General features: G+C 51.8%; 3 protein-coding genes. All 3 read left to right on the top strand.

What is annotated here, in order from left to right:
- Nucleotides 1–842: 842 nt before the first annotated feature.
- Nucleotides 843–1,160: a plasmid mobilization relaxosome protein MobC gene (gene mobC, locus B5F88_RS18810; protein WP_008980733.1), complete on the top strand. Its 318-nt coding sequence runs from the start codon at nt 843–845 to the stop codon at nt 1,158–1,160.
- The gene (locus B5F88_RS18805) at nt 1,160–2,566 is read left to right on the top strand and encodes a relaxase/mobilization nuclease domain-containing protein (RefSeq protein ID WP_087349013.1); all 1,407 of its coding nucleotides are present in this window, start codon (nt 1,160–1,162) and stop codon (nt 2,564–2,566) included. Before mobC ends, B5F88_RS18805 begins: the two co-directional genes overlap by 1 nt.
- Nucleotides 2,547–3,098 (top strand): DUF3801 domain-containing protein (locus B5F88_RS18800; RefSeq protein ID WP_087349011.1); only part of this gene is annotated, 552 nt, incomplete at its 3' end. The genes B5F88_RS18805 and B5F88_RS18800, both read left to right, overlap by 20 nt.

Here is a 3,098-nt window from a genome sequence, read left to right as displayed (position 1 = left end):
GCTTCGGATTGAATGTCTGTTTGGGATATTTCCTCGTTATTTTGAGTTGGAGTTATTATGTCCTGTTGTCCTTGCTGACTGCAACCAACCAGACCCAACACACAGACCAGCGCCAATAATAATGCTATGTGATTTCTCATAGGGACTACCTCCTTGTCAAATTGTGTTTCTATTTATATAGACGGAAAAAACAGCAAAAAGTTCCATTTTGCACCTAAATTATAGCATATTGCCCCTTGTTTGTCTCATTCCCGAAAATGAAATTTAAACTTTTTTCAGATTGCTAACCTCTTCGTATCAAAGGAAATCAGTTTATATTTGAACTTATCAAGCGGTATTTTCTTTGCCTGATTGGCTAACGGAGTGATGATGTCATAAGCCTGTTCAAGATAGGTTTTGCCCTTGTTCTTCTCGACCCAATAAGTTGAGTTGATATATACCTACCTCTCCAATATACACATGATAAATCCGGGCGGGGTGTCTAATGTGACACCCCGCCCGGATTTTTTAACATTCAGGGTGCTAACACAGACACCCTTGTGCGGAAATAAGCATGTCGGAGGAATATGGAGCATTCCAGCCTGCAATAAGCGTCGCCGCTCTGGCCCAGAGCGGTGATTTTTCTTTTTCAAGGAGTTGGCAGGCTCTGCCTGCCCGGATCATAATCCATCTACCGCATGAGAAAAGGCCCCGCTTCGGCGGGGCCGAGCCAACGCCGCCAGGGGCGGCGTTGGGCAAGCATCGCGCAAATGTACATTTTGCGCACTTGCAGGGGAAACCCCTGACCCCAATGCCGCCTGCGGGCGGAAGGTTTGCGGCAGAGCTGCAGAAAGGAGGCACGCTTGGGACTCCCAAAAGAAAAACACCATCTGCATATCGAGCTGACGGCGGAGCAGTATCAGCAGCTCTGCCGTCAGGCCAAACTCTGCGGATTAAGCAAACGGGCTTATATCGTCCGGCTCATCGACGGTACGCCGATTCGGGCCAGACCCTCCCAAGAGATCAAGGACCTCCGCACGGAGATCCATCACATCGGCAACAACATCAACCAGATCGCCCGCAGCGTCAATGCCGGTATCGCCACAGCAGAGGATGCCCAACATGGGCTGTTCCTGCTGGATCAGGTATATGAGCTCATGTATCAGGTGGCAAAAAAGTAATGGCTATCACAAAGATTCTTCCACGTAATTCAAGAATTGATTTGGCAATCCAGTATATTCTAAATGGCGATAAAACTGCGGAACGTGTCCTCACGGCACACATGAACTGTGACCCAGGGCGAGAATACCGTCAGATGATGGATACCAAACGGGAGATTGGAAAGCTGGGTGGTCGCCAGTGCTACCATATCATCCAGTCCTTTCGCCCTGGTGAGATCACGCCAGAATTGGCGCTGGAGATTGCAAAAGAATTTGCAAAGGAACACCTCTCTGGCTATGAGGCCGTAATTGGTGTCCATGTGGATAAGGAGCATATTCATGCCCATACTGTTTTCAATTCCGTAAATCAGGATACCGGGGAAAAATATCATAGCACACTACAAAGCTATTATCAGCAGATCCGGGCCATCTCAGACCGGCTGTGCCGGGAGCACGGCCTCTCTGTGATCCTATCCGGAGAGACTTCCAAATCCATGAGCTATGTGGAGTGGCTGCGTCAATCCAAAGGTCAACCCACCTTCCGCTCCATGTTGGAGGCGGATCTCCGGGAGTCCATTGAGGACGCCAATGACCTAGGGCACTTCTTCCTGCTCATGGAACACAAGGGCTACGAGATCCGCCACGGAAACCGTCTGGGATTCCGTCTGCGGGGCCAGGAGCGGTTTCAGTATCCAGGCAGAAAAAATGCCACCTTCACAGAGAACGGTATCCGTGCCGCCATCCTGGGCAATTTGGAGGAAATCGAGACAGGTCAACGGGCCGCATTTTCTGACAGGCCCATGTTTCGTCCCTACCGCAGACACCCCAAATACACGGGCTTTTTGGCCCTGTACGTTCATTATCTCTACCTGCTGGGGAAAATCGAACAGCGACAGTATCCCCCCAGGATGACGCCGCACCTGCGGCAGGAAGTCATGAAATTTGAGCAGTACCGGACACAGTTTGCTTTCCTGCGAGAGAACAACATTTCCACCACTGACGAAATGACCGCCTATCAAAGCCGCACAGAGGAAACACTGGCCGATCTGATGAAGCAGCGCACCATCCTCAATGTGCGCAAAAAGAAGCGGCAGGCGCTATACGACGCCCTGGCGGATGTGGAGGCCCTGGCACCGGCCAAGGTATGCTATGAGAAGGGGCTGTCCGGCATGGAGGAAGAGTTTGCCCGCTACATGCAAGCCGTGCGCCTATTGGAACGGTGCGGCGTCCCCTCTGAGCATCTGACACAAGAAAAAACGGAGGTGTATAACCAGCTTGCCGAGCTAAACCGGCAGATCCGCGCAGAACGCAAAAAGCTGGCCCTGTGCCGGGAAATCCAGACGGCAAGTAAGCAGATGGAAGAAGATATCCGCAAAACTGAAACAAGAGGAAAAGAGGTGGAGCACGATGAACATCGGAGGCGGTGAGGCTGCCGACCAGATGGTCCGCATGATGTTGACCGGCACAGAAGTGACAGTTCGGTTGGGTGCATCTGCTCTCAAAAATCTACTGGCCATCACGCTGGCTTTGGCAAAGCACCACAAGACCCTATCCGGAAAGGTCAACATGGGAAAAATGCTCCGGGAAACACGGGATATCCGAATGTTCCCCATGTCGCCGGAACAGTATCAGGCATTCAAGCAGAGAGCGGTCAAACAGAAGATCCTGTTTTCTGTCATCCGGGATTCAGATGGGCGGGGCAAGGTGGTAGATGTGGCCATGCCAGTCACAGAGCTGGAGCGAGCCAATCTCATTTTTGAGCGCATCCGATACCTTCCGCAGGATCGCCAGAGTACACCAACCAAGGAGCAAGCCCCCATGCGGGATTCCGTGATCCGGGAGGAAAGAACGCCAAAAAAAGAGTCTCGGTCGGAGTTCGACTTGGCCGGTATCAGCGGCAGCTCCAGTATCTCCAAGAGCGAAATCAGTACGGAGACGACCCATGAGCGCCCCTCTGTT

It is taken from the genome of Flavonifractor sp. An306, from assembly GCF_002159455.1.
GTDB lineage: Bacteria > Bacillota > Clostridia > Oscillospirales > Oscillospiraceae > Flavonifractor.
The sequence above is the reverse complement of the archived record's forward strand: the minus strand, read 5'-3'. Positions and strand labels throughout refer to the sequence as shown.